Origin of the sequence: Staphylococcus sp. GDH8C109P (genome assembly GCF_017893405.1) — a bacterium.
Classification (GTDB): domain Bacteria; phylum Bacillota; class Bacilli; order Staphylococcales; family Staphylococcaceae; genus Staphylococcus; species Staphylococcus cohnii.
The window spans coordinates 1-386 of sequence record NZ_JAESMX010000004.1; the positions used below are offsets into that span (position 1 = coordinate 1).

Annotated in this window: 1 pseudogene; it reads right to left on the reverse strand. The window is 35.0% G+C overall.

The features are described from left to right. Positions 1-386, reverse strand: a pseudogene (locus tag KA867_RS01655) (IS6-like element IS257 family transposase); the annotation flags it as partial.

Below are 386 nucleotides of genomic sequence, written 5' to 3' on the forward strand. Positions count from 1 at the left end.
TGGCATGGCGAAAATCCGTAGATCTGAAGAGACCTGCGGTTCTTTTTATATAGAGCGTAAATACATTCAATACCTTTTAAAGTATTCTTTGCTGTATTGATACTTTGATACCTTGTCTTTCTTACTTTAATATGACGGTGATCTTGCTCAATGAGGTTATTCAGATATTTCGATGTACAATGACAGTCAGGTTTAAGTTTAAAAGCTTTAATTACTTTAGCCATTGCTACCTTCGTTGAAGGTGCCTGATCTGTAATTACCTTTTGAGGTTTACCAAATTGTTTAATGAGACGTTTGATAAACGCATATGCTGAATGATTATCTCGTTGCTTACGCAACCAAATATCTAATGTATGTCCCTCTGCATCAATGGCACGATATAAATA